Below are 25436 nucleotides of genomic sequence, written 5' to 3'. Positions count from 1 at the left end.
TCTGTTGTTTTATACCCTATTATAACCTGACTCACCTTCATCATGAAATCAATGGTCTGTTATCTACTGACGTTTTCCTTAAGCAAACCAACACTTTGAAGGCCCTGGCGAATCTCTTCTTTTTCCTTTTGAGTTAAAGGTAATACCGGCTTTCTAGCAAGCGAACTGCTGATCAAACCTCTCTGGAACATCGCTTCCTTCATTCGCAGATGAGAGGTAGAGGAAGGTTCATCCATTTTATATACAGCATGCTTTAATTCAAAGATTCTATCGTACACTTTATTAGCTGCTGCAAGGTCTTGTTCTTCCACACATTTCACAAGTTCAGCGATTAAATCTGGCACAAAACAGCCGAAACCGACAAGCGCTCCATCAATCCCTTGAACTAATGTTGGCAATAAATATTCATCGTGACATGTGAGCAGCGATACATCTGGTGCATGCTTTTTCAGTGCGCGCACATCGACTTCATATTGTGCCATGTCTCTTTGACCAATTTTGAATGAGACAACATTTTCAATTTCCGACATTTCTAGTAATTGATTCGTTGTATATGAGGTTTTTGTCCACGTTGGATATTGATGGACGATGACTGAAATGTCAATCGCTTCTGCAACATCTTTAAAGAATTGGACAGGTGATTCAGGCTGCATACCGAATCTCAGCCATGAATGCGGCGGCATGAGAAGGATACCTTCTCCACCAGCTTCTTGAACTGCTTTTGCATGCTGGATCGCTTCAATTGTCCCTTCAGCTGAAACCCCGGAAATGACAGGTACTTCCCCTTTTAATTCGTCGGCTGCAATACGCACAGCCTCAGCTCGTTCATGTGGCAGCAAAGTCATAATCTCGCCAGTATGTCCATTGACAACAATCCCGTTAATTCCTTCGTGCTCCGCCACCCAGCGAACAAGCTTACGAAAAGCAGGTTCATCAATTGAATAGTCATCTTTAAAAGGAATTAAGACCGCCGGGAATACACCGCTCCATTTTTCTTTATTTTTCATCAACAAATTCCTCCCCATTCGATTATAGTAAACGTTTACCGTAAGCGTTTACGTAAACAATCATAGAATGTCCTCACGGAAGATGTCAACATTATTTTTTAAAGATTATCATAATTCAAAAAACTCTTATTAAAATTTAGATACTATTTTATTTTTCCGAAAAAGAAAATGATCTATATCAAAAAACTCATCATCATGAATTGATTGAAGGAGGATCACCGCTTTTTCCAAACGGCTGCACACCAAAAAAAGGATAAATACATTTTGGTTGTCAAAGCATCATCATATGTACGAAGGAAAAGAATTCAATAGAAAAAAAGTCTACCCTCAAGGGACTGACCCCATAAGATGAGACAAATAAAAAACACCTTCAAGTTTGAAAACGGATCGTTGTGATCCGATATAAAACATGGAGGTGTTTTTCTATGGGGACAAGAGTGAGTTATCCGGTTGAAGTCAAACAGAAGGCTGTAGACATGAGATTGGCAGGCGTACCTATGAAAGAGATCATGCAAGAATTGAATATCAAAAATAAAACGCAGGTTCAAACATGGGTGAGGTGGCATAAGGCTGGGGATACACACCGGTTCGAACAGCCTGTTGGAAAACAATATACCTATGGAAAGGGTCCCGAGTACTCTTCCGAATTAGAGAGACTGCGGGCAGAAAATCGCTATCTGAGTCAACAGAATGAAGTTTTAAAAAAGTACAACGAATTGGAAAGGAAGTTGATAAGGAAACGTCAATCAAACTGGTAGAAGAATTGCGCAAAAAGATGACAGTACAGGACATCTGTGTCCATTTAGGCATCTCACGCGCTTCGTTCTATAGATGGAAAAAGAATCTGACTCAGAATCATTCTAAAAGACAACTAGAGAAACAAATCGGCACGTTGTGCCGAGAGCACAAGTATCGATATGGATACCGAAAAATTACAGCCATACTAAAAGTGGGAATGCGTATTAACCATAAAACTGTTCAACGTATCATGCAGAAAAACCAGTGGCAATGCCGGGTTAAAATGAAAAAGCGTAAGAAGAATGGGCAACCCTATGCCGTGGCTGGTAATATACTCGATCGGAACTTTCAGTCTGATCGCCCTCTTGAAAAACTAGTAACGGACATCACGTATTTGCCTTATGGACAGAAACAATTGTACCTTTCCAGTATATTGGATTTATATAATGGAGAAGTGATTGCTTTTACGATTGGTGATAAGCAGGACACAGACTTTATCTTAAACACACTTGATCAGCTCCCAGCACTGCCTGAGAACTGCGTGTTACATAGCGACCAAGGTTCTGTGTATACATCTTACGAGTATCAGAAAGCTGTTCATATAAAAGGCATTACCATGAGCATGTCCCGTAAAGGGACACCCGCTGATAATGCCTCCATCGAATCGTTTCATTCCTCACTAAAGTCTGAAACGTTCTATCTTAACAGCATTGATCGAACTACGACCAACATCGTAGAACGCACTGTCAAAGAATACATTTATTATTATAACAACATTCGTATTCAAACGAAACTAAACAACCAATCACCGATAAACTATCGGCAATTGGCTGTATAAAGGTGTTTTGATCCCTGTCTCAAAAACGGGGGTCAGTCCCTCAACGGTAGACTTTTTTATTTCGAATATAAATCCCAGCCAAGCTTGAGTGTGTCCACAATATAATTGGCGACTTCCTCAGCCTCTAAATGATCTGTTTCCACTCTTGAGTTATGAAGAGAATAAATCTCCCGGCGCTCTTCAAACAGCTCTTTCATCTCATCAAGTGTCCGGTTGTGAAGAACAGGACGGTTTTCGATTAAAATATCAAGCCGCTGCTTCCAATTCTCCCACGATAGATCAAGGAAAAGAACGGTACAATGCTTCAAGCAGGCGCGTTTGATTTCTTCCTGTTTGAATGCACCGCCTCCAAGGGAGACGATCTTGAGCTGTGTATGTTCACATAAATCGACGATATAATCCTTTTCAGCCTGCCTGAAGAATGCTTCTCCTTTTTGCTGAAACATCTCTGGAATCGTCATGTTGTACTTTTTCTCAATCTCCTGATCGACATCAATAAAATCTCTATATAGCTTTTTGGCAACCAGCTGCCCAATGGTTGTTTTCCCAACACCCATAAAGCCAATGAGGACAATATTCCGCTGTCTTACAGGAATTTCTCTATTGATTTTCATGATCGTGACACGTCCTCCCTACGACAAGGAATGCTACATAATGTTTCTATTATATGATAAATGGAGCGTGAAAAGATAGGCAATCTTAAAAATTGTGTTTGACGACGTAGCCGAGCTGTTCAGAAAGCCTCTGTGCCTGTTCTTTTACTTTTTGCTGCAGCTGAGGAATGACTTCTTCAGTAAACCGATGGGTTGGACCAGATATGGATAAACAAGCCTTCACTTCCCCATGAATATTAAAGACTGGTGCAGCTACTGCCGCAGATCCTACCTCTCGTTCATCGATGCTGCAAGACGTATACGTGTCAAGAATATGTTTACGTTCCTCTTGCCAGTCATCTCTCTTCACATGATCAGCCTCAGACGCTAATACTTTTTGTTGAAATTCTTCACTTTGAAATGCCAATAATACCTTTCCGCCTGCACCTGCGTACAATGGCAGCTTCTCACCAATCTTGACAAGATGCCGAATCGATTGCAGCCCTTCCGCTTGTTCAATACAAACCCTGCTGGTTGAATCCAGTACATACAGGTTGACGGTTTCTTTTGTTTCATCACGAAGTGAGTACATGAGTGGTTTAGCCAGTTCTCTCAATTTAATGGACTTCCCTGCAATGTATCCGAGGAGATAAAGTCTTTGACCCAATCGGTATTTCATTGTTTCTTGATTCTTCTCCACAAAATGATTCATTTCAAGTGCCTTGAGCAGTCTCGTTGTCGTAGACATTGCTAAATTCATCTCTTTTGAAATATCCGTTAGCGTCAGCTCTTGACGTTCTTCACTAAAACAATACAGAATATCCAAAGCACGCTGAACTGTACGCAGTCCTGATTCTTCTTTTGACTTCTTATCAGCCATATTCACTTTCTCCTTTTCCCCTTTGATTTCTTATCGACATCAACGATCGATTTTGCTATAATCCATTTTAAACGTTCCACTAAAAGAAAACAAATTCCACTAGACGGAATAAAATCACTTGAAGATATTTGATGGAGGAGATATTTGAATGTACTTGCTCGTTTTTACACTTCTTATCAGTCTATATATTGTTCATCAACTATTTCCTGCTCCTATACTCTCCTATTTTGTTGGTCTGCTGGCTGCTGCTTCGCTCACCATTTCTTTTAAGAAAGCAAGCGGGCTTTATTTGAAAACAGGTGCTGTATTTCTCATCATTGGGTTGTTCTTATTCTTCTTATCCGGCCAGCCATTGCACACGTTTTTTCTTCACTTTCATTCCATGCTGGGCTTGCTTTCTCTCTTTTTCATGCTGCCTTTTATTCATTCTCTCATACATGTTGGACATTTCGATACACAATTAAATAAACTGCTCACACTGCATACAACGAGCTCAAACCAGCTTTATCGCAAGAGTTCATTTGTCACTCATATACTCGGCATGTTTTTAAATATCGCGACGATTCCTTTACTATATACATCGCTCAAACCGTCGCTCGAATCCCTAAAAGAACAAGTGAAACAACATCTTTATACACGCAACCTCTTAAGGTCATATGCATTATGTTTAAGCTGGAGTCCTGTTGAAGTACTGGTAAGCGTCACCATTGATGCAACCAAACTAAAATATTATCAAATTGCACCTATTACTTTTGGTTTAATGGTCGTGGTGATGGCGATAGATTGGATGCTTTTTTCTCGTCAAAGCAAACGATTACCAAACATCATTCAGTCTTCAGAAACAAACGCCAATCCTCACCGAATTAAGCGAAAAACCCTTCAGCTCGCTTTCATGCTGCTGGGTTTTATGACAGTCGTCTCACTTGTCGATGCATGGATTGGGAAAGGCTATTTATTCGCTGTAGTACTGACGATTATTCCATTTGCTCTATTATTCTCTTCTGTTATCAAAAAAAGAAAACAATATATCGCTGTCTCTGTGCCTCATTGGAAAGAAAGAACCCGTCAGCTCTCCAACTATATGTGTCTATTTTTAAGTGCAGGCTTCTTTGTCGATATGCTCCTTGCGACAAACAGTATGCAGCCGATTCAAGCATTTATTGTCAGTATATCAGACCATGCCATTTGGGTTTATTGTGTCATTGGGTTGTATTTTCTGATCACCGCCCTTTGCGGTTTTCACCCGCTCGTCTCGCTTGCTTTGTTAGTCAGCATGATGGCACCAGTCATCCATGAACTGCCTGCCCTTCCGATCGCAATCATGCTGATCGTTGCTGGCACATCAACTGTCATGTTTAGTCCTTTTAATGTTTCTGTCTCCTTATTGGCTGATTTGATGAAGGTCAACCCTTACCGTATCACTCGCTGGAATATATGGTTTGCCAGCCTTTATATCAGCATGGGTATCGCATGTGCAGCGATTATCACCGTTATCTTTTATACATAAAAAAGAGAACTCATCCTTGAGTTCTCTCAGACTGTTGACAAAGGGCTAAAATGATCTTGATTTTAGCCCTTTGTCTTCTTTTCAGCGTGATAGAAAACCTTTGCAGTCTAGGAAGGACGAGCATCGGAGCGGAGCGAATTTGACATTCGTGAGCACCGAAGCGCAGAACTGACAAAGAATGCGAGGGTTTGTCTACACGCTGAAGAGAACTCATCCTTGAGTTCTCTTTTGCTTTCCCGCTATGGTTTTAATTGAATTCGTTCAATTTTACCTACAATAAAAATGTACGACAATGCCCCGATTAAGGCGACTAAACTGACGAATAAAATCCCTCCATTGTAAGAGCCTGTCGCCGACACGATAAGTCCGATAATCAGCGGAGTGATGATCCCAGCTAAATTAGCAAAAAAGTTAAATACGCCGCCAGCCAGCCCAACCATTTCCCGCGGTGCCACCTCAGACAGCATCGTCCAAGAGATATTAGACAATCCTTGCGCAAATGAAGCGATGGATAAAATGGTCAGCACAAGCGGGATATTTGTTGTAAAGTTTGCTAAAACAATGGTACTCGTCATCAGCAAGCCAACCACTACTGGCAGCTTTCTCGCTACATTCACTGATACGCCCTTTTTAAGCAGCCAATCAGATACATAACCTCCAAACAAGACCCCAAAGAATGCAGCAATATAAGGAAGAGACGCAGCAAAACCTACCTTGAGAAACGCCATATTTTTCGCCTCTGCCAAATAGGTCGGAAACCATGTTAAAAAGAAAAAAAGGGTAGACGCAACAGAGAATTGGCCAATATAAAGCCCGATCAATTTACGATATTTTAGAAGGGCGGCAAAGTCTGCCCATTTCAGCTTCTCCTGTGATGCGACTGTCAGCCCATCGCCTTGCCGGATTAATTCTAACTCATCTTCATTTATCTTCGGATGCTCCTTCGGTTCGTGATAATACTTGTACCAAAAGAAAGCAAATATGATACCGAGCGCACCTGCCGTAATAAAGACGGTTCTCCAATCGAAAGTCGTCATGATCCAAAATAGAAGAGGTGTCGCAAATGCAAGACCAACATACTCTCCAGCAGTATAAACACCTGTTGCAAAAGCCCGTTCCCGCCTTGGAAACCATGTGGTAACAATACGGTTATTTGCAGGAAAAGCGGGAGATTCCGTAATCCCAATAAACAAACGGCAGCCGAATAAAAAGGCAAAGCTGTTCGCAAACGCCTGTAAGCCTGTGAAAATAGACCAAGTAACGAGTGATATTCCATACGTTACCTTTGAGCCAAATTTATCGAGAATAAAACCGCCTGGGATTTGCATCGCTGTATATGTCCAGCTAAATGCTGAAAAAATCAGGCCTAATAAGGCTGGATTTAATTGCAATGAAGATTGAATCGCAGGAGCAACAATGGACACACTGGCTCGATCAATATAATTAATAGCGGTAATAAAAAACAACAGAATCAATATGCCAAAACGGGCTTTCGTTGGTTTCACATATGCGGGCTGCAATTCATTCCCCTTCAGTTCTGAATGCACTTTCATAACCATCCTCCTTTGTTTCCGCAGCGTGCGGTTCGGTTGAGCGTATTAAATTACCCCGTTTTCTTCTAACTGCTTACACTCTTCTTCTGTTAAGCCAAGCATATTTGTTAAAATTTCATAATTATGTTCGCCTAAATCAGGTGCAATGTGACGGATACTTCCAGGTGTTTTTTCAAACTTTGGAATGATCCCAGGCACCTTCACTTTTCCAAGACGAGGGTGATGCACCTCGACGATATTCTCTCGTGCTTTAAATTGCGGATGCTCAAAAATATCCCGAATACTTAAGATTGGGCTCACAGGAACACCATGTGTATCTAAAATTTCTAATACGTCATCCCTTGTTTTCGACGCGATCCATTCAGAGACGATCGCATCCATTTCTTTGTTATGCTTCAGCCTGGAGGCATTGACCGCGAATTTTTCATTCTCTAGTAAATCTAATCGATTCATCGCTTCTGCCAATCGATTGAAGGTCGAATCTGTACTCGTCACCAGAACCAAATAATGCCCATCCTTTGTCTCATAGGTACCGGCAGGGCTTGAATGTCCACTTAGCCCCGGTGAACGCTCACGCACTTTTCCAAGCTTGTCATATTCTGCAACCAAAAACTCTAACATACGAAACACAGATTCGTAGAGGGCCAAATCCACCATTTGCCCAGTTCCTTCTGGATGTGTATCCCTGTAATACATCGCTGTCACAGTAGCAAACGCCACATAGATGCCAGCAATATAATCAGTGAGAGAAAAGGAAGGGCTGACTGGATGCCGGTCTGGAAACCCTTGAATATATGTAAAGCCGCTAAACGCCGTCGCTGGTGTTCCAAATCCGGCTTTGTCCTTAAACGGGCCCGTTTGACCATAACCCGATACACGAATCATAATTAAACGAGGGTTGATTTCTTTTAACACATCGTACCCAACGCCCCATTTTTCGAGGGTGCCAGGGCGGAAATTTTCAATCAGCACATCGACCTGACCCGCAAGCTTTTTAAAAATGTCTTTTGCTTCGTCTTTGTGCAGATCCAGTGTAAGGGATTTCTTATTCCGTGAGAGACCAGACCATCTAAGTGGTTCCCCATCTGCAAAAGGGCCGACATGCCGCAGCGTATCGCCTTTGCCAGGAATCTCGACTTTGATGACCTCTGCTCCAAAATCCCCTAGAAGCACCGCGCCATAGGGTGCAGCAATCATCGTAGAGACGTCTAATATTTTTATTCCTTCGAGCGGTGTATTCATATTCATTGCTTGACTCCCTTTCATTCAAGTGATGAAGGGCTAAAATCATTTCTATTTTAGCCCTTTTCATCTTTCTGATTGCCCCGGAAGACCCTGATGATTCAAAAGGAGGGCTTACCGGTGCAGTTTTTTAATCCTTCGGAAGCTGCCCTTGCGGTGTGTAGAGCCAAATGAGCCATAAAGGTTCATCTCCTGTATTGACATGCTGGTGCGGGACACCGTCAGGAATGAACATAAAATCATTTTGTTTAAAGGACTGCCTTTCTCCATCACAAATGACTTCGCCAGATCCTTTAATCACAAAATCAAATTCTTCTGAACCCGGGTGATTGTGCACTGAACTTGCTTCCCCTGGTTCAAAAATGGTGAGACCCGCCATCATATGCTCTGATCCAACTGTATCCGGTGTAATGGTTTGAAATACCTTTCGAACCATTTGCTCCTCTGGACGATCTAAGCCTAACCATAATGGGTTCCCATCTTGAAACGGATTCAATACTTTAATTTTCATTGTTAATTCCTCCCTCGTTCTGTTTAATTCACGCTGACATGTGAGCGCTTTGAATTTGGTGAATAAATATCATTAATGTTCCAATGTCCATCCGTAGGAACAGGATCATTTTTCATTGCGACATCAATAACGCAAGGCTCCTGAGAAGCAATGGCATCAGCTAAAGCTTCTTTGAATTCAGAAGCAGAGGTGATTTTCATCCCCTTCATTCCATAACCTCTCGCAATGGCAGCAAAATCCGGTGAATAGCTTTCTCCATCTTTTCGGAAAACAGTACCGTACGTCGTTTCATAGTGTGCCATTTGCAAGCCGGCTATTGTGCCAAACGCACTGTTATTCATCACAATCCACACAACAGGAATGTTTTCTTCAACGGCTGTTGCGAGAACGGATGGATTTTGACCGAAGCCGCCGTCCCCAACGAGTGACACAACAACACGGTCAGGCTGGGCAATCTTTGCCCCAAGTGCGGCAGGTGCTCCAAATCCCATCGTTGCAAAGCCGCCTGGCGTTAAAATGGTTCCTGGCGTCAACACAGGAAATTGCTGTCCGACCCCATTTTTGTTCCAGCCAACATCCGTTGTAATAAAGGCATCTGGCGGCAATACTTCCCGCACTTCCTGCAAAATACGCTGCGGCTTCATTGGGAAAGATTCATCTTGAATATTCGTCAGATTGCTAGCCTGAAAATCCTGACGATATGCCGCAATTTCCTTTTTCAATTCAGGACGATTCAGCCCTTTTGGCAGTCTTTCTCTCGCCACTCGATTGAGTACAGTCAAGGCTTGCTTAAGATCGGCTACTGCTCCAATTTCAACAGGATAGTTACGTCCAATTTCATTCGGGTCAATGTCAATATGGATGAGCTTGGTTGTTGGAAAGCGGAACGTATAATCTGATTCCCACGAGCTCGCATCAGCTTCAGCAAAACGGGTGCCTAAAGCCAATATATAATCCGCTTCTTTGCACTGATCATTGATAAATTTTGTCCCCCAAAACCCTGTCATTCCAAGGGTCATTGGGTGATCATCCGGCATGGCTCCTTTCCCCATCAAAGAATGGGCAACAGGGATACTTAGATGGTCAGAAAATGCCTTTAATTCCTCAGCTGCATCAGCTAATAAAATGCCTCCTCCTACATATAAGAGCGGTTTTTCTGCCTGCAGCAATCGATCTAATATCCGATTGGCCGTTTGATCATCAATAGAAGGTTTTTCAATGGTGTGTGTATGATGGTTGATTTGTTCAAACAGGGACACATCTAGGTCTTTTGAGAACACATCCATTGGAACAGAAATAAGCACCGGGCCAGGACGGCCGCTTTCAGCTAACTGAAATGCTTTTGATAAAATCTCTGGAAATAATTCTGGAATATCAACTCGCCATGCTCTTTTCACAAACGGCCGATAAATTTCGTATTGAGAGGCATCGGAATGAAGATTGATCTCTTGATGTGGGTGCTTTCCGTAATAATGACTTGGGACATCTCCTGCAATGACAACCATTGGAATGGAATCAAGTGCTGCATTCGCTACCCCTGTTGCCGCATTGGTGAGTCCAGGTCCTAGATGACTGAGAACGACAGCCGTCTGTTTCTTTGCCCGCGCATAACCATCAGCTGCATGTGCCGCTATCTGTTCATGCCTGACATTTACAAATTGAATCGAGCTTTTTTCAAGTGCTGATAAAAAGGCAATATTCGTATGACCACAGAGACCGAAAATATGCTCGACTCCCCGATTTTCTAAGTACTGAATAACCTGTGTAGAAATATTCTTCTTCATGTTTCTCTCCTCTCACGGTGCAGCTATGAATCTGCTACTCACTTATTCTTTGAAAACACAATAGATAGAACATTGTTCAAATCCTGTATCGCCACTTGCCCGGGAGCTGAGCTTTCTTTCCCTACAGCAAAGGTCATCACAGAACCAAAAAGTCCGCCAATCATTCTTGTAAAAGCCCCGTATTCCGCCATTGCCATCGAAATAACGGGAATTGACAGCTGCTTTTTCGCATGGCTGGTCGCCGAGAGCAGTGTTAATGCATCGTCATAAGAATGCGGCATCACTGCGATCTTTGCGATGTCGGCGCCGACTGATTCTGCATTGACGAATAGCTGCACGAGACGATCCACCTCAGGGGTGCGATCGAAATTGTGATACGACACAATCAAGGTAACACCATGCCTTTTAGCTGCCTGACTGACTTGCTGTATATGTGTCACATCATGCATCAATTCATAATCAACGGCGTCCACAAGCTTTGTGGAACAAAGCTCGGCAAGCAAAGAAACTTTCTCAGATTCTGAGAGTGATATCCTTTCGCCTCCCTCCTTTTCAGAACGAATGGTGAATAAAAATGGGATGCCCTTTGCCTTTTCTACCATTCCCTTAAGGGTTCCTATCACTTGATCCTTGTCATGAAGGTGATGAAAAAAATCCGCCCGCCACTCTATCACATCAGGCTTCTTCTCAGTTAACACCTCGACTTCATGAAATAATTCTTCCTTTGTGTGTCCGATGAGCGGCGTACAAATCATTGGCTGACCGCCTGTCTGCACACTTTTTACCTTTTGCTGAAATGCATTCACATCCATACGCCCTTTCACAGACCATTTGGAAGCACGACCATTTTGGTTTCGGTCATCTCCTCGATGGCGAAACGCGGACCTTCTCTTCCAAGGCCACTTCGTTTAATCCCGCCATAAGGCCAATGATCCAGTCTAAAATTCGATGTCCCATTGATGACAACCCCGCCAGTTTCAAGCTCTTTTGCTGCGTGTAATGCCACATCCAGCTGATTTGTAAAGATCCCTGCCTGCAAGCCATATCGACTATCATTTGCTTCTTTAATTGCCTCCTCCAGCTCCTCATAAGGGAGAATGCTGACAACTGGGCCGAACACTTCCTCACAGACGACCTTGGCCTGTTTCGAAGGGTTTAGCAAAATAGCCGGTGTGATGCTCGCTCCATTTCTTTTCCCCCCGCATAAAAGCTGGGCACCCAGGCTCTCTGCCTCTTGTATCCATGCCTCAACACGCTGCGCGGCCTGTACATCGACCATACAGCCGATATCACTCTCACTGGACAGCGGATCTCCAACAACTAGCTGCTTTACTTTTTGTTTTAATACCTCAGTAAACGACGGCATTATTTCCTGGTGGACATAAATTCTTTGAACAGAAATACAGCTTTGACCGGAATTACTAAAGCCTGTTTTGGCACACATGGATGCGGCTTGTTCAATATCTGCATCGTGATGAACAATCGTCGCGCCATTCCCTCCGAGTTCGAGCAGTACCTTTTTTAATCCCGCAGAGGTTGTAATGTGTTCGCCTCCGGCAGCCCCGCCGGTAAAAGAGATGAGATTCGTTCTTTCATCAGTGACTAACTGTTTCCCGGCGTCGACCCCGCCAATCACAAGCTGCAAACCAGCCTCAGGAAATCCTGCTTCGAGAAGGAGTTCGACAAACGCTGTGGCAACAGCTGATGTTTGCGGTGCGGGCTTCAAAATGATGACATTCCCTCCTGCAAAGGCCGGACCGACTTTGTGACAAATTAAGTTGAGCGGTGCATTAAAAGGGGTAATCGCCAGCACAACTCCGACTGGTACTTTAAATGTCATGGCCATTGCTCCCTGTCCGCGCGATGATACATTGCCAGGAATGGTCTCACCTATTAATCGATTCGCTTCTTCCGCCGACTGAGCCAGCGTCTCGATTGACCGCGAGACTTCATCTCTTGTATTTTTAAGCGGTTTGCCTAATTCTAGCGAAATCAATTTTGCAAAATGGTCTTTTTGTTCTTCAAGCAAGGCGGCTGCTTTTGTTAGAAGCTTTGAGCGTTCGATTGCCGATATTCCCGCTATTTGTTTTTTAGCATGCTGCGCACTAGAAAGTGCCTGTTCTATGTCTTTTGATGAGGCGAGATAGGATGTTCCGATCCTTTCTCCTGAGTAAGGATTGATGATATCTGTTTTCACACGACCGGTATCCAGCCACTCGCCGTTTATATATGACAACGCTTTTAAATCACTCAAATTTTTTCTCCCTCCTTCAAGTGCCGCGTTCCATGTCCTGCATAACGAACCAATCTTTCTTCATTCGGACAAGGTCCTTTCACGAGGGCTCCTTTTGTCAGCTCCTCATATGCATGCGCCACGATGCCCATTCCTCTGGATAAGGAAAAAATGCCTTTTGCTGCTTCTGCTGGAATGTTTAATTCACATTGGATGGCAGCAGATACACCATCTATATTCATCGTGATTTTCTTCCCTTTCAGTTGTTCAAGCTCATGTCTAATCGCTTCGGCTAACCGTAAATATACCCCGCTGATAAGACCTTGCTGGACATATGTGTGACTCAGCTCATATAGACGTCTCACCCTCGGATCATCATCATGAAGCTGATGCCCGATTCCCGGGATTTTTTCCTTACGGGTTAACCATGTTTGGCACACTTGCTTTGCCGCAGACTGTACATCCTTTTGATCATCATAGATCGCTTTGGCCTCGTATAACATACGCATGGCCTTCTCTCCGGCTCCACCATGAATATCACCTAATAGATTCATCCCTGTTGCCACAGAGGAATTAAACGAAATGCCGCAAGTCACCGCCATTCTAGCTGCTGCAATAGATGGCGCTCTTGGTCCATGGTCCGCACCTGCGACAAGAACACTTTCAAAAAGAGCTGCTTTTGAATCATCCAATAATTCACCAACAAGCAGTAAATAGAGCATTTGTGGATACGACAATTCACCAATCAGTTCTTCAATCGGATACCCTCGTAGTTCAATTGAATTTTTTTGAATATGACTAATCTCCGTCTCCCACCAAGCGCCTCCCTCTTTGTAAATTTCCAGTGCACTTCGATTTTTCATTGCGTCAATCATTCCTTTAGCTTCTTATTTGGGGGTGAACCACCCCTTTATTCCATCCAGTGGAATCTAATTTCACTTTTCGGAATGTGATTTCATTGTAAGCGCATTCTTTTCGTTCGTCAATTATTTTTTCTGAAAATACTGTCAATAGAAACGAAATTAAGTGAATCGAACTAATTATATTTGCTATTTTTGTTCAAAAAAAACGATATTTAGTTAAATGGACTTAAGTAGATCGTTCTACTAATTTAATGAATTTTTGGTTATTTTGTCAAACCCACTTGAAATTCGACATAAAAAGACCTCTCCATCTTCTGGAGAGGTCTCAGTATGATGTGAAATTGAAGTTTCCGACTGATAAGTATCCAGAAACAGCACGACACATAAAAAATGCTATAAAAAAGGGCGCTTCTGCCGTCTGCACGATTGATAAAGAAGGTGCCGATAAAAATAGAGAAAAATCATTGAAAAACATACCAACAAAAAGGGGATATGATCGAGATGAATTCCCTATGGCTATGTGTGAAGAAGGCGTTGCAGGAGCCGATATAGAATAAATATCTCCTTCAGACAATCGAGGTGCGGGGCCGTACTGTTTGTTGTTGATTAGGGTTATGCAACTTTGAATTAGATCGCAGCTTATTCAAAAAATCCCTATCCAATTGGAAGGGATTTTTTCTGAGTGTCTGTTAGTGCATTGGCGTTGTTCCAGAAGAATTTCCAAATAGACAGACCCAAAAGGTCTGCCATTTTTCATGTACCTAATCGAATAGCCAACTCCATAGCAGTCTCGGTATGATTCAGATATGAACCACCAACCAACATCATGATCGCAAGACCAGCTAAAACAAAGCTTTTTCTAATGTTCATACAAACAGTCGCCCCTTCGAATTTGTTTTTGAGCGTACACCATTTGCTGATACAAATATACAGATTCCTCCATACGCTCACATTTAGTATAAAATTCTGCGGACTCTAATGCCAGTTCTTCTAAATATGGATAACCCCTAATGTTATCAAATCGTTTCAAAATATCCTTGAGATCATCAAGATTAAGTGGCTTTATATATAGGTTTACAAGAAAATCGTACAAAGATTCGAATAATTGATCAGGGTTTGATTTTAGATAATCTATGCCACGCTGCAAATATTCCTTGGCCAATTCATCGTTACCCAATTTAAAATGGATCAGAGCCTGCTGATAAAGGATTGCTCGTATGTGAGAATGACGTTTCAAATAAATTTCAGCTTCCTCCAAATGATCTAATGCCAACTGATATTTTTCCAAACTAGAATAACAGTGACCCAAGTTCATCAAACTTATACCAATCATTAATTCATCCTTAATCGCATGTGATTTTTCTAATGCTTTGTCTAAATGCGGGAGAGATTTTTCAGAACTGTTAAGATCAATATAATTTCCTGAAACAACAAAACGAGACTGAATTTCTCGGACAAGATAAGTCGGGTGCGCCTTATATGTATCAAGGGCTAGCATGATGTAATACATAGACATTTGAGTTTGCTTCATGTGATAGAAAATCTCTGCCATCTTGAAGTAAAACTCTGCTCTTTCAACTTCATCCGCCACTCGATCCAACCGTTTTTCTGCCTGTCGATAAAAAGTAATCGCAGTAATGTAATCACCTTGCGAAAACTCATACATCCCTTTAAAAAAATTAAAATAGTATTCCAGGATTCCAGTAAGCTTCCGCCCTTGCCCTTCAACTGATCGCAGGTACTCCGCTTTGTTTAATTTCCGAGCTCCTAGATTCATGTATTCAAGCATTTGTTCGTGGCGGAATTCCATAAGCTGAAAATAAAGAACAGCTTGCTCATCTTCCTCCATGATATCTAAATCCCTTCTGATCTCACTCCGAAGCATTTCCGCATCTGTTACATTCAGCCTCTTGATATTCTGATACCATTCATTAATCTTCTGACCGATTTTCGCTGAAGATACAGCTGCCATTTATTCATCCCCCTCAATTTTTGCCGTTTTATGTTAAATCCTAGCACATGAAATACGCCCAAAACCCATTTTCATTCCAATTTTGAAAATTTTCGGTATACCGCAAACAGATTTTAAAACTGATTTCAGTAGCCAAAACGAAAAAACACATTTAAAGCCCTTATAAGCGTTTTTGACACACCACCCCTACTTTTAATACCTAAACAAAAAAAGCGATTAGAATCAAATCTGAGCGATCTCAACTGAAATTTTTAAGTAAACCTCTATGTGAGTGTTAAAATCTATTGATTTCCGTCAAGCGCCTTTCAAGAAGCAGCCTAGCTCTTTCTTTTTCGTTTTCGTTCCTCATTAGCTTTGATTAAAAACAAAACTGAAACACCTAGAATGAGTAATCCTATCTCAAACAGGTTTATTCCTACTTCTACCTTCACATGATTCACCTCTTCAGTGACTGGATTTTATCACAAAAAAAATCCGTCAAAATGAAGCACTGGAAAATAAAAAAATGCTTGCGGACACCGCAAGCAAAATGGAATTTTTTCAACAAAAACATAATATTAAGAAACAAAAAAACAAGCTCTCCAGCCTGTTCATTAGCGATAATTGACAATCTAATTCTTCTCTATTCGAAATTTCTCCTCCCAATTAAAAGAACCTTAATTGCGGACACCGCAACTGAAAAATAAAATTTCCACCATATTACCAATTATAAAGAAATAAATGGTAGCATTTGAATATATCAAAGAAAGTGAGTGATTTTTATAAGCCCATGTCTCTTATGACTCTTTATGCAACCATTTTTTAGACTCTCTTATGATCCCCCAAAATAGGAACCTGTACAGAACTACAAGCAAGAAAAAAGTATAAACAAATTCAAAAGGAGAGAATGGTTCATAATCAATTATGTATGCATTAATAAACACTATTACCAAAGAAAACAATTCCATCAAAGAATCTATAAATGTGTTTTCTTTGAACACGTCCCTTGTCTTTTTGAAATTAAAGATGTCTCTAATTTCCCCACTGGAAAGTCCTTTGATTAAAGCTAACCCTATCAAGTACACACCAAAAGACATCTCAAAGGAAAAACTCAACATCTGAGTGATTACACAATAAATCAAAGTGAATAAGAATAAATACATTTTATTACTCTCCTTAACCTCTAAATATTCCACCCCAATAGAAGGAAATATCATGTATGCGTTACCCCAAAAATAAATAGGAGTGGTACGTATGTTTAAAAAATTTCTAGTAGTGTTATGTGTACTTACTATTACATTTGGTTTCTCTTCTCCAATGATTAGTCATGCCAGTCAAGGTAATAATGAGACCCCTCCAGTCAGTGTAGATAAAAATCAATTGGAATTAGCAGAGAAACTATCTAATTACTTCGAATTAGATAAGGATGGAAATATTCATTTTACAGCTGATAAAGAAACCCTTATGGAAATGGGAATTTCAGAACACGACAGTCTACTAATGACTTGAATGAAATCAGAAGAATTTAGCTTTGAAGAGAATGAGAAAAAAGGTGACATGCAGACATTAGGTTTTGTAGGTTTACACCTCAAATTAGGACCGAAAGTTAGAAGCATGAATGCCATAGTAGCAGGTGGATTTGCAGCCGGATATATCGGTTGGTACACAAGTCGAATTGCTGCTGCTGGACCATGGGGTGCTGGAGCCGCTGCGGCTATTACTGCTGGAACCTCTGGTGCTGTTGCATGGGCAGTTAAAAACAAATATAAGAAAGTTGATGTAGGCGTAAAAATTACGTTTGTTGATTTAGCATATACTGTAAAAATACCTTAAAAATTACTGTTAAGCAACAATAAATAAAAAAGGCCTCCCACAGACCTAGCCAAGCTAGGCTAGGTCTGTGGCAATCTTTTTCATGTTCTGGCACGCAGCTGTGAGAAGAACTTACTCACTCACATTCTGTTTTCCTCTCAACCAACAGTAGCGAAGCCCATGCAGTTATTTTGAATCTACAAAGCTTCGCTCTATTTTTTCTTTTCTCTTTTTATATAACTTTTTTCCAGAGATAGACAGACGATTTTGTCTAACCTTTTCTTTTTGTTCCTCCCATACATGTCTTGAGTTCACTTTTTGATGATTTTTCGATCTTGTACAACTTTCAAGGAAAGGACAAGAAACGCATTTTTTAGGGTCTGATTTATAGTACCTATAACCTTTTCGGACAGTTGTCGTATATAATAGCTTTTCACCATTTGGGCATATGTAATGATCATGTTCAAAATGATACTGGAATTTCCTCTTGTTCGATGAAAGCGTCTATGTGCGATGACACCAAAAATGCGGCGATCGGATAAATCCTTTACAGATTGATGTTGTCAAATAACCAGAATCAAGGGAACCGCTTCTACTTGAAAATCAAATCAGGTGATTTGGTGATCCAATCGATCAAGATACGGAACGGATACCGTACAGGTATGCGATAAATATCATTTTAAACAAAATAAGTTTGATCAAGAGAAGGACGACCTTTATTCTCACTATAATAAGGTTTGACTTTGTCTATGATAATGAAAAATCAATGTTCTGATCAATTTTACGAAGCAGGTGATCCTCTTCGACCAGTTGATCTAGTAATACAAATTCGGCTTCGTGCTGAGAAGAATTTCTAGTGTGGAACATAAAAAAAAAACACCTCCTTTAGTGGACTTATCTCTATTATAAAATTTGGAGATGGGAAATTTAAGGAAAAAAATAAAGCTGTCGAGATTTTCTCGACAGCCTGAAACCTCTCCATCTTCTGCAGAGGTTTCTTTTTTATTTCCACCAGTCATCAAACATGGAAGCGGGTACTTGGCGTTTATGCTCTGATTGAACATAGCGCTTTTCAATCGCTTCTGCTGCTTGATCTGACACTGGTTTTCCTTCTAAGTAATCATCAATTTCATTGTACGTAATGCCGAGTTCTGTTTCATCCGTTTGCTGAGGTTTGTCGTCCAGCAGATCGGCTGTTGGTTTCTTTAAGTACAGGCGCTCCGGTGCTTCTAGCTCTTCGAGTAGCGCCCGGCCTTGGCGTTTTGTCAAACCTGTGAGCGGAAGAACATCTGCACCGCCATCCCCATACTTCGTGAAGAAGCCGGTTACTGCTTCAGCTGCATGATCTGTACCGATGACAAGCAATCCTTCCTCACCACCGACAGCATATTGCGCGATCATTCTCATGCGTGCTTTGACATTCCCTTTATTAAAGTCAGACAATGGGCCGCCCGTTTCCTTTTGATATTGATCACTGAATGCTGACACGGCAGGTGCAACATCATATTTCCACGACTTGTCTGGCTGAATAAATGACAGGGCGAGCTGTGCATCATCTTCATCCTGCTGCACACCATGCGGAAGGCGTACCGCAATAAAGACCGCATCCTCTTTTCCTTCTTGACGAAGCTCACTGACAGCAAGCTGTGCAAGACGTCCGGCAAGCGTTGAATCCTGCCCGCCGCTAATGCCGAGTACGAATCCTTTTGCCCCGGTTTTTTTTAAGTATTCCTTTAGAAATCCAACCCGTTTTTCGATCTCCTGCTTTGGGTCAATTGAGGGCTGCACATGCAACTCTTGGCTGATCTTTTTCTGCAAACTCATACACTTTTCCTCCTAAGCATCCTCTACATGAAGAGAACAGGTTTTACTCACAATTCATTGATTTCACAACGTTTTTTGAATCTCCATTATACCATGTTTTTATCAAGAACATTTTGTTAGACGTTCCCCTATTTCTTAGATGATCAAACATTCACAAGTGAAAAAGACCACGTCTTTATGGACTGGTCCTTTTCTGTTTTAATCAATTTCTACCCGTATAGATGTACAGCTTGATCCATTACACTTCCCAATATCAGCAGGACATGCAGACACGGCCACAATGAGATCCATTTCAGCCCGCAGGCGAATGTAGTCACCGGGCAGCGATTTTGGCAGCTCGACAGACAGCTTTCCTTTTTCATCAATGACTGTATTCATAAAGGCATTAAAAGGATAGTACATATCCTCCTTTGGAATTCCAAAGGGCTCAAAGGCAGTCCGCAAATTGTCATAGCATGTATGCATGACCTCTAAGTGCGTCCGGCCGTATAAAAGCTGATACATCTCTTGCCGGCAGGCGGGCATGTATAAATCATGGCATTCTACTGTATCTTCAATGATCGTAAACATCGGTTTATATAAATTAGAATAAAGCTTATCGCCTTTTTTCACTTTAGACGAGAACAAACTGTCCATCGTCGCACCTTGGTCAAATTTTTCATAAAAATCCTTTTCATGATAGGCCATCACATCTGCTACTTGCTGGCCTTCGACATCAACCACTCGCATACATTGGCCTTTTCCTAAACGAAAGCCGAGTCTACCCTTTGGTAAAATGACGTATTGTCCGTTCATCACATGCACTCCTTTCCATGACAGTATGCCCAAAATGTCCCCTTGATCATGTATAAAAAAAAGAGTCGGTCACAAGCTAATGTCATTGAAATAGAAAGGTGTTGCACTTGCATTGAAAGAAGAACAATCTTTATCTTGGTGGCAGCTTTCTCTCATCGGAGTGGGCTGTACAATTGGCACTGGGTTCTTTCTTGGTTCCAGCATCGCCATTACAAAATCCGGTTATTCCGTCTGCATCTCCTTTTTGCTTGCTGCGGTCGGAACGTATCTCGTCTTTAAACATTTAGCTGCGATGACAGCCGATCATCCTGATAAAGGGTCGTTTTGTTCCTATGCTCGTAAAGCATATGGACGCTGGGCAGGGTTTAGCAATGGCTGGGTGTATTGGTTTGCAGAAATGCTGATTACAGGAAGTCAGTTAACCGCCATTTCTCTGTTTACCCGCCACTGGTTTCCTTCTGTTCCACTTTGGGTGTTTTCTGCGATTTATTCCGCTCTTGCCCTGCTCGTGATTATCATTGGGCTTTCTTCTTTTCAAAAGACAGAAAATGTTCTTGCGGTACTGAAAACAGCGGCGATTTTTCTATTTATGATTCTTGCGGTGCTTGTATTATTCGGCATTTTGACAGAACATAAACCGACCCTTCATCTGCCTAACAAGGATCACGAATGGATGCCTCTTGGTCCGCTTGGTCTTTGGAATGGATTGATTTATGCGTTTTATGCATTTGGGGGAATTGAAGTCATGGGGCTGATGGCGGTTCATTTAAAGGACCCGAAGGATGCAGCAAAAGCTGGACGTGTCATGCTGATCATTCTAGCAGTCATCTATATCGTCTCAATCGGACTTGCTCTCTTGCTTGTCCCAGTGACAGCCTTTAAAGAGAACAGCAGTCCATTTATTACTTCATTAGAGCCTTTTCATTTATCGATCTTTCTTCATATCTTTAATGGCATTTTCATCATTGCCGGTTTTTCGACATTGGTTGCCTCTCTCTATGCGGTCACAACGCTTCTCGGCACAATGTCAGAGCATCAGGATGCACCTGCCTGCTTTAAACAAAAAGATCCATCGCATGTGAGATGGTCTTCGATTATCTTAACTGCTGCTGGCTTAATTGTCTCGATTTTGCTTGCACTCTTTTTATCCAAACACATCTACGAGCATCTCACAACAGCAGCCGGTCTTACTCTGCTGTACACATGGATCTTTATTCTGTTCTCAAGTAAAAAGCTATCCAAGCCATCCACTCGCCAAACGTGCGAAATGATTCTTGCGCTGCTCTTAATTGGAGCCGCCGTATCAGGCACATTAACAGAGGCAAGCGGACGACCTGGCTTTTTTATCAGCCTTGGGATCATTGCAGTGATTGCCATCATGGTGCTATTTATGAGGAAAAAGTGGAAACAGGATCAGACCGCATCATAATTTCATCATGTTTTTTAATGCAGTAAATGGACATTTGGCGGAGGCTGGTTTCTCCGCCTCTTCATCTGGGAGAAAGTATTGCTTCCACTCATGATTGGTCGGGTCCCCGTACCATTTTAATGATGGATGAACACTGACCTCATCATATGCTTTGAGCCGCTTGCGAACGAGCTGGCTCATTTTTTGTCCAAACTTGGTCGATCCATTCAATTTCTCAAACACCCATCTAGGCTGAAATGCCATTAAGAGATAAGGGAAGTGGCGGCTTTTTCTGAGTTTGTGAGCAGGTGTAGAACACAAAATAAAATACGCTTCACCATGGAAGCAATACTCCCACTCATGATGATGAGTATCTAGCGGGATCTCCTCAGGCCACGGTTCTTCATCTTTATGATGCAGCCGTTGAAGCAGCGACCAAAACTGCTGCTCAAACTCTTCAAGCGAACTTTCCTTTAAATCCTGCGGTGTTTCAAAAAAACAGATAAATGAAGCATATTGACCGGTTTCTTTCGCACAGCCTTGATATTCTCTCAGCAGCTGGGCTAATTCATCCACCGCTTCCTCTTCCCTCGGGTCACCAACAAACCCATAGCGTAAATGATCGAGAAAAAATCCCTGTCTTCCGGGTACACAAGGGAATGTATTTGCTTCATCTCCTACCATCTCGCCAAATTGTATGAAAGCATCCTGCTTCCATTCTTCTAGTGATCGTAGATTTTGATCAAGGCAACTTTTTGCATACAGCTGGGCCATTTCCTTACACCTCGTTTTAGCGTCTTCTCCACAGCCTATGAGGTAGAAATGGCTGTTGTGACTGTCCTGAAACGACTTAGTTTTTGTTCAAAAAAAGAAGCAGGCTTCAGTTTGCCTGCTTCTTATTTAGTGGTCTCATTCTTAAATTCTTAACAAAACTTCATGATATTTTGTTTAGTAGTTTCCCTATAATAATAATTAATATCGCCAAGCCAACAAAAGTACCGATAGAACTTGGTTCAATCTTGAAAAATGTAGGGAATATAAACAAATTAAATATAAATATGAACGTGGCTAATATTAGTAAAAATCTGTACAATGTACAATTCAACTCCTCATATTTTCACATTACTGCCTCCATGGAATTCCGTTAGCATGATAGATATCACCTGTTAATGGATTTCTCACCATATGATAACCTATTCCATACTTCCCATTTCCAGAAATAAGTTTTATAGCTGAACCTGCAAAAAATAATATGCCAGAAATAGCACCAATATAAGGAACAAACTTTGCAAATTTTCCAGTAGCCTTAAGAGCACCAGCTATACTGGCTATAGCTCCAGTTGATCCATAACCACCATCTATTATATTTACTATTTTTTTAGTAGTACATGAATCTAAATATAGAGTCGCTCTAGTTCCTGCCCAACTTATTTGAGTTCCATTTTTCCCTTTACATGATGCACTTGTAGATATACTTTGTTTACTATTTACTAACTCTTCTGTCGATTCGATTAAATCATTTCTTTTACTATTTTTAATTGAATACTTATTAACCTGAATTTTTTCATTTTCTTTATCTGGATTTTTAGTAATAACTTCATATTCATAGACTTCGTTATCGCCTTCAATAACATTAAACACTGTTTTATTTTTTTCTGTTTTAATTAATAAAAAATTATTAGGATCAAAATCGTGATCTTTTGATTCAGATTCCTTAGCTGTTGCCATAGCACTTAATGATGGAAGAATTGTAGAAAATATCAATACTACCACTAACAAAATACTTACTTTCTTAAACATAAACATATCTTCCTTTCAATTAATTATACTCCAACCCTAACATCCCCAAATTATCCATTCAAATGAAAAAAGAACTAATTTTACCTAAAAAATCAGTATATTTATAACACCAAATCAAACAAACAGACTGAATGATCAGTCTGTTTGTTCACTCTTATGAACCAATCAACGCCATAATCCCTTGATACCCAAAATAGACGCCGAAACCAAGTAACGATAGACCTGCAAGAACGGATAAGCCATGTAAAACACGTTCACTTAAATAACGCCTAAACGAACTAGCAAGCAGCGCCATACTGAAATCCCAGATCAGCATGCCGATAAAAATAGCCATACTGTACATGAGCATTTGGGAAGCTCCATACTTTTCGATCGTATTGGCTAAGATGCTGCCATAGATGCCAAGCCAAAACAAAATACTGAGCGGATTAGATAGAGAAATGAAAAATCCGGTCATGAACGATTTGCCAATTGATGTGTTTTCGCTGTCCTTTTTCGGACTCTCCTGTAAATTGATTTTACGCAGACTTTCAATGCCGGTATAGGTCAAAACGAAAAAGCCGAACAGCCACAAAAAGGTTTTTACAAGAGGTGCAGTCAAAAGCTGGGCGACACCAAAATAGATGAGAAGCATATAGACAATATCCGCAGCCATAGCCCCCACACCAAAAATCCACGCATGCCAAAATCCACTTTTAATCCCTCTGTCGATTTGGGCTGCATTGACTGGCCCAACAGGCGCTGAAAGTGACAACCCTAAAAAGATATAACCAAAAAACACCGCCACATAGACGTCCTCCTTTTGATGCTGACTTGTACATGTTATTCAAACTTTCTGCGTTTTAGTACAAGTCCTTTGTCATCATTTCAGGTGGAGGCTTAGCGGTCTGCTTTCAGTGCTGACTGCTGCGCATATACCGTTTCTTTTTTCTTAAAACGATTCATTTGAATCGCAGCTGCGAACAGAAGAACAGCTAAGAAGGCAAATACAAAGACGGCACTAGCCGCTCCTGCCCATTCCAGACTAAATCCAATCAAAAAGGACAAGCAGGCTCCGCCTAAGCTCGCGGCTGCAATAAAATAACTTGTCGCCTCATCAATGGCATTTTCAATCATTAAGGCAGACGCTGTCAGGGCGATTGGGAACATGCCAGCTGCGCAAAGGCCGATGAAAAAGATGAGAATCAGCTGCGCGGTCATGTGGGTTGTCAGAGCGAATATCACAAGCAGCAAAATCATCAGTGATGCACTTAGCTTTAAAAAACGCAGCGGATGCAGCTGATCAGCTTTTCTCGCAATCACGGTTCTGCCGATGACGATCGCTGTCCAGAAAGTAGAGACCGCAAAAAGGCCCCAATTTTCTCCCCCTTTTTCCAGCATGATCGACGGCAAAAAGTTCGCAAAGTTCGTTTCAATCCCTGCGTAGAAAAAGGCAAAGCAAATCATGGTCACCACAATCAATCGATTATTTCGATCAACGAGCAAGGACGGTTTTCTCGGCCCTCCTGTGGAAGGAGCATCCATCTGCCCCTGAGGCAGTTTGTTCATAAAAAGCAGCCAGAGCATGAGGAAAAATGTCAGCGCACCCACCTGAAATAAAAACACATACTGCCATGTCTGTTCTGTGACAGTCAGCAGAATCACTAGCGGAAATAACAGCGCACCTAATCCAAAAAAGACTTCCATGATACTGATTCGCTTTGCACTATTAGCCATCGAAATGACATACGCACCGGCTGTTGTCTCAAGACTGCCTGCACCGCTCCCAAGAAAAAAACCTGCCAGCACAAGCGTTGTCCAGCCCGGCACCAATAGCCCCAGCAGAAGTGAGCCGATCATCAGCAAAAGACCCATGGTCAGCACAGCGCCATAGCCTTTTTTTCTCACTAGAATGGGGGATAACAGAACGCCTGTCAAAAAACCAATAAACTGAAAAAAAATTAAAGATGATAATTCCCCGGGACCCTTATCGTAACTCGACAGCAAATAAGGCGTTAAGCTGCCAAAAAACACATGAATGGTCCCAATAAAAAAATAAAAGACACAGCCAAAATAAAATACCTTTTTCATCTTTTCACTTCCTCTAAAAAGGAGCGG

At 41.5% G+C, this 25436-nt stretch carries 22 protein-coding genes and 2 pseudogenes; 6 read left to right on the top strand and 18 right to left on the bottom strand.

The genetic code is table 11. The features are described 5' to 3' along the window. Positions 1–59 precede the first annotated feature (59 nt). Positions 60–1007, bottom strand: coding sequence for a dihydrodipicolinate synthase family protein (locus M1D81_RS01820; RefSeq protein ID WP_456265810.1), 948 nt, complete (start codon positions 1005–1007; stop codon positions 60–62). Between the two features lie 425 nt (positions 1008–1432). Between M1D81_RS01820 and M1D81_RS01815 the strand changes: the two genes are divergently transcribed. After that, positions 1433–2583 (top strand): IS3 family transposase gene (locus tag M1D81_RS01815; RefSeq protein WP_456265364.1). Its coding sequence is split into 2 segments (ribosomal slippage): positions 1433–1706 and positions 1706–2583, totalling 1152 coding nucleotides; the frame shifts between segments, so codons are not numbered across the junction. Positions 2584–2639: 56 nt separating this feature from the next. On the opposite strand, the gene M1D81_RS01810 is transcribed toward M1D81_RS01815, so the two are convergent. Together M1D81_RS01810 and M1D81_RS01805 are read right to left on the bottom strand one after the other, a co-directional pair. Beyond that, complete coding sequence (locus M1D81_RS01810; RefSeq protein WP_003214270.1) at positions 2640–3197, bottom strand: shikimate kinase; 558 nt, start codon at positions 3195–3197, stop codon at positions 2640–2642. 85 nt (positions 3198–3282) lie between these two features. Then, complete coding sequence (locus tag M1D81_RS01805) at positions 3283–4056, bottom strand: IclR family transcriptional regulator (protein ID WP_456265811.1); 774 nt, start codon at positions 4054–4056, stop codon at positions 3283–3285. Positions 4057–4204: 148 nt separating this feature from the next. Here M1D81_RS01805 and M1D81_RS01800 point away from each other — a divergent pair, with 148 nt between their 5' ends. Further along, the gene (locus M1D81_RS01800) at positions 4205–5563 is read left to right on the top strand and encodes a hypothetical protein (RefSeq protein WP_456265812.1); all 1359 of its coding nucleotides are present in this window, start codon (positions 4205–4207) and stop codon (positions 5561–5563) included. 239 nt (positions 5564–5802) lie between these two features. Here the strand turns inward: M1D81_RS01800 and M1D81_RS01795 are convergent, their stop codons facing one another. From M1D81_RS01795 to M1D81_RS01765, 7 genes are all read right to left on the bottom strand, one after another. Then, the gene (locus M1D81_RS01795) at positions 5803–7116 is read right to left on the bottom strand and encodes an MFS transporter (RefSeq protein ID WP_456265813.1); all 1314 of its coding nucleotides are present in this window, start codon (positions 7114–7116) and stop codon (positions 5803–5805) included. 45 nt (positions 7117–7161) lie between these two features. Beyond that, positions 7162–8364 carry a CaiB/BaiF CoA transferase family protein gene (locus M1D81_RS01790; protein WP_456265814.1) on the bottom strand — a complete coding sequence of 401 codons (1203 nt, stop codon included), beginning with the start codon at positions 8362–8364 and terminating at the stop codon, positions 7162–7164. 124 nt (positions 8365–8488) lie between these two features. After that, entirely contained in the window at positions 8489–8869 is a 381-nt protein-coding gene (locus tag M1D81_RS01785) for a cupin domain-containing protein (protein WP_024424330.1), read from the bottom strand. A gap of 23 nt (positions 8870–8892) precedes the next feature. Further along, entirely contained in the window at positions 8893–10653 is a 1761-nt protein-coding gene (locus M1D81_RS01780; RefSeq protein ID WP_456265815.1) for a thiamine pyrophosphate-binding protein, read from the bottom strand. A gap of 38 nt (positions 10654–10691) precedes the next feature. Next, positions 10692–11465: a type I 3-dehydroquinate dehydratase gene (aroD, locus tag M1D81_RS01775; protein ID WP_456265816.1), complete on the bottom strand. Its 774-nt coding sequence runs from the start codon at positions 11463–11465 to the stop codon at positions 10692–10694. An 8-nt stretch (positions 11466–11473) separates the two neighbouring features. Further along, positions 11474–12907: an aldehyde dehydrogenase family protein gene (locus M1D81_RS01770; RefSeq protein ID WP_456265817.1), complete on the bottom strand. Its 1434-nt coding sequence runs from the start codon at positions 12905–12907 to the stop codon at positions 11474–11476. Beyond that, positions 12904–13761 carry a citryl-CoA lyase gene (locus tag M1D81_RS01765; RefSeq protein WP_456265818.1) on the bottom strand — a complete coding sequence of 286 codons (858 nt, stop codon included), beginning with the start codon at positions 13759–13761 and terminating at the stop codon, positions 12904–12906. Before M1D81_RS01765 ends, M1D81_RS01770 begins: the two co-directional genes overlap by 4 nt. Before the next feature lie 335 nt (positions 13762–14096). On the opposite strand from M1D81_RS01765, the pseudogene M1D81_RS01760 reads away from it, so the two are divergent. Next, a pseudogene (locus tag M1D81_RS01760) lies at positions 14097–14303 on the top strand (sporulation protein); the annotation flags it as partial. 305 nt (positions 14304–14608) lie between these two features. On the opposite strand, the gene M1D81_RS01755 reads toward M1D81_RS01760, so the two are convergent. Continuing rightward, positions 14609–15721 carry a Rap family tetratricopeptide repeat protein gene (locus M1D81_RS01755; RefSeq protein ID WP_041106640.1) on the bottom strand — a complete coding sequence of 371 codons (1113 nt, stop codon included), beginning with the start codon at positions 15719–15721 and terminating at the stop codon, positions 14609–14611. 1233 nt (positions 15722–16954) lie between these two features. On the opposite strand from M1D81_RS01755, the gene M1D81_RS01750 reads away from it, so the two are divergent. Next, entirely contained in the window at positions 16955–17209 is a 255-nt protein-coding gene (locus tag M1D81_RS01750) for a hypothetical protein (protein WP_456265819.1), read from the top strand. Then, the gene (locus M1D81_RS01745) at positions 17210–17533 is read left to right on the top strand and encodes a hypothetical protein (RefSeq protein ID WP_456265820.1); all 324 of its coding nucleotides are present in this window, start codon (positions 17210–17212) and stop codon (positions 17531–17533) included. A gap of 114 nt (positions 17534–17647) precedes the next feature. Here M1D81_RS01745 and M1D81_RS01740 read toward each other — a convergent pair. From M1D81_RS01740 to M1D81_RS01730, 3 genes and pseudogenes are all read right to left on the bottom strand, one after another. After that, positions 17648–18162 (bottom strand): annotated as a pseudogene (locus M1D81_RS01740) (transposase); the annotation flags it as partial. Between the two features lie 352 nt (positions 18163–18514). Continuing rightward, positions 18515–19336: an ammonia-dependent NAD(+) synthetase gene (gene nadE / locus M1D81_RS01735; RefSeq protein ID WP_456265821.1), complete on the bottom strand. Its 822-nt coding sequence runs from the start codon at positions 19334–19336 to the stop codon at positions 18515–18517. A gap of 198 nt (positions 19337–19534) precedes the next feature. After that, the gene (locus M1D81_RS01730) at positions 19535–20131 is read right to left on the bottom strand and encodes a DUF1989 domain-containing protein (protein ID WP_087978377.1); all 597 of its coding nucleotides are present in this window, start codon (positions 20129–20131) and stop codon (positions 19535–19537) included. Positions 20132–20243: 112 nt separating this feature from the next. On the opposite strand from M1D81_RS01730, the gene M1D81_RS01725 reads away from it, so the two are divergent. Continuing rightward, positions 20244–21560: an amino acid permease gene (locus M1D81_RS01725; protein WP_456265822.1), complete on the top strand. Its 1317-nt coding sequence runs from the start codon at positions 20244–20246 to the stop codon at positions 21558–21560. Here M1D81_RS01725 and M1D81_RS01720 read toward each other — a convergent pair. The 4 genes from M1D81_RS01720 to M1D81_RS01705 all read right to left on the bottom strand — a co-directional run bounded on the left by M1D81_RS01720 (position 21555) and on the right by M1D81_RS01705 (position 25409). Continuing rightward, complete coding sequence (locus tag M1D81_RS01720; protein WP_456265823.1) at positions 21555–22313, bottom strand: YqcI/YcgG family protein; 759 nt, start codon at positions 22311–22313, stop codon at positions 21555–21557. The two genes, M1D81_RS01725 and M1D81_RS01720, sit on opposite strands and share 6 nt — an antisense overlap. Before the next feature lie 348 nt (positions 22314–22661). Continuing rightward, entirely contained in the window at positions 22662–23339 is a 678-nt protein-coding gene (locus M1D81_RS01715; RefSeq protein WP_456265824.1) for a hypothetical protein, read from the bottom strand. 154 nt (positions 23340–23493) lie between these two features. Further along, a complete protein-coding gene (locus M1D81_RS01710; RefSeq protein WP_394722369.1) occupies positions 23494–24126 on the bottom strand; it encodes a LysE family translocator in 633 nt (210 codons plus the stop codon). A gap of 92 nt (positions 24127–24218) precedes the next feature. Then, the gene (locus M1D81_RS01705; protein ID WP_456265825.1) at positions 24219–25409 is read right to left on the bottom strand and encodes an MFS transporter; all 1191 of its coding nucleotides are present in this window, start codon (positions 25407–25409) and stop codon (positions 24219–24221) included. Positions 25410–25436: the final 27 nt, after the last annotated feature.

Source organism: Bacillus sp. JZ105 (assembly GCF_053903125.1).
This window is presented reverse-complemented; position numbering and strand designations above follow the sequence as displayed.

What these genes read in the sequence shown, in the direction of transcription:
- M1D81_RS01820 (WP_456265810.1), bottom strand. Translation starts at nt 1,007, where the DNA reads ATGAAAAATAAAGAAAAATGGAGCGGTGTATTCCCGGCGGTCTTAATT.
- M1D81_RS01810 (WP_003214270.1), bottom strand. Translation starts at nt 3,197, where the DNA reads ATGAAAATCAATAGAGAAATTCCTGTAAGACAGCGGAATATTGTCCTC.
- M1D81_RS01805 (WP_456265811.1), bottom strand. Translation starts at nt 4,056, where the DNA reads ATGGCTGATAAGAAGTCAAAAGAAGAATCAGGACTGCGTACAGTTCAG.
- M1D81_RS01800 (WP_456265812.1), top strand. Translation starts at nt 4,205, where the DNA reads ATGTACTTGCTCGTTTTTACACTTCTTATCAGTCTATATATTGTTCAT.
- M1D81_RS01795 (WP_456265813.1), bottom strand. Translation starts at nt 7,116, where the DNA reads ATGAAAGTGCATTCAGAACTGAAGGGGAATGAATTGCAGCCCGCATAT.
- M1D81_RS01790 (WP_456265814.1), bottom strand. Translation starts at nt 8,364, where the DNA reads ATGAATATGAATACACCGCTCGAAGGAATAAAAATATTAGACGTCTCT.
- M1D81_RS01785 (WP_024424330.1), bottom strand. Translation starts at nt 8,869, where the DNA reads ATGAAAATTAAAGTATTGAATCCGTTTCAAGATGGGAACCCATTATGG.
- M1D81_RS01780 (WP_456265815.1), bottom strand. Translation starts at nt 10,653, where the DNA reads ATGAAGAAGAATATTTCTACACAGGTTATTCAGTACTTAGAAAATCGG.
- aroD (WP_456265816.1), bottom strand. Translation starts at nt 11,465, where the DNA reads ATGGATGTGAATGCATTTCAGCAAAAGGTAAAAAGTGTGCAGACAGGC.
- M1D81_RS01765 (WP_456265818.1), bottom strand. Translation starts at nt 13,761, where the DNA reads ATGATTGACGCAATGAAAAATCGAAGTGCACTGGAAATTTACAAAGAG.
- M1D81_RS01755 (WP_041106640.1), bottom strand. Translation starts at nt 15,721, where the DNA reads ATGGCAGCTGTATCTTCAGCGAAAATCGGTCAGAAGATTAATGAATGG.
- M1D81_RS01750 (WP_456265819.1), top strand. Translation starts at nt 16,955, where the DNA reads ATGTTTAAAAAATTTCTAGTAGTGTTATGTGTACTTACTATTACATTT.
- M1D81_RS01745 (WP_456265820.1), top strand. Translation starts at nt 17,210, where the DNA reads ATGAAATCAGAAGAATTTAGCTTTGAAGAGAATGAGAAAAAAGGTGAC.
- nadE (WP_456265821.1), bottom strand. Translation starts at nt 19,336, where the DNA reads ATGAGTTTGCAGAAAAAGATCAGCCAAGAGTTGCATGTGCAGCCCTCA.
- M1D81_RS01730 (WP_087978377.1), bottom strand. Translation starts at nt 20,131, where the DNA reads ATGAACGGACAATACGTCATTTTACCAAAGGGTAGACTCGGCTTTCGT.
- M1D81_RS01720 (WP_456265823.1), bottom strand. Translation starts at nt 22,313, where the DNA reads ATGGCCCAGCTGTATGCAAAAAGTTGCCTTGATCAAAATCTACGATCA.
- M1D81_RS01715 (WP_456265824.1), bottom strand. Translation starts at nt 23,339, where the DNA reads ATGTTTAAGAAAGTAAGTATTTTGTTAGTGGTAGTATTGATATTTTCT.
- M1D81_RS01705 (WP_456265825.1), bottom strand. Translation starts at nt 25,409, where the DNA reads ATGAAAAAGGTATTTTATTTTGGCTGTGTCTTTTATTTTTTTATTGGG.